Annotated in this window: 1 pseudogene; it reads left to right on the top strand. The window is 64.1% G+C overall.

Annotated features, from left to right (window positions below):
• Positions 1-287: pseudogene (locus tag R5H23_RS16985) on the top strand (integrase); the annotation flags it as partial.

Below are 287 nucleotides of genomic sequence, written 5' to 3' on the forward strand. Positions count from 1 at the left end.
CCCGCGACGGTGGATCTGCACCGTGCTGCACTGCGCTATCTGCACCATGTTGCCCAGGTTCCCGTCCCGACCTCCCATGCTCTTGTGTCCGAAACGGTTGCGGGCATCCGCAGGACGTCAACGGAAAGTGCGTCCCGTCAGGTCAAGGGGCTGACCTGGGATCTGCTGAGCGAGGTCATCGAGCAGATCGATACGGATGAGCTGGTGGGCGTTCGGGACAAGGCCATTCTTCTGCTCGGCTTTGCCGGCGCCCTCCGACGGTCCGAAGTGGCGGCGCTGTGCCTGGA

Origin of the sequence: Gluconobacter sp. GP1 (assembly GCF_032913585.1) — a bacterium.
GTDB lineage: Bacteria > Pseudomonadota > Alphaproteobacteria > Acetobacterales > Acetobacteraceae > Gluconobacter > Gluconobacter cerinus.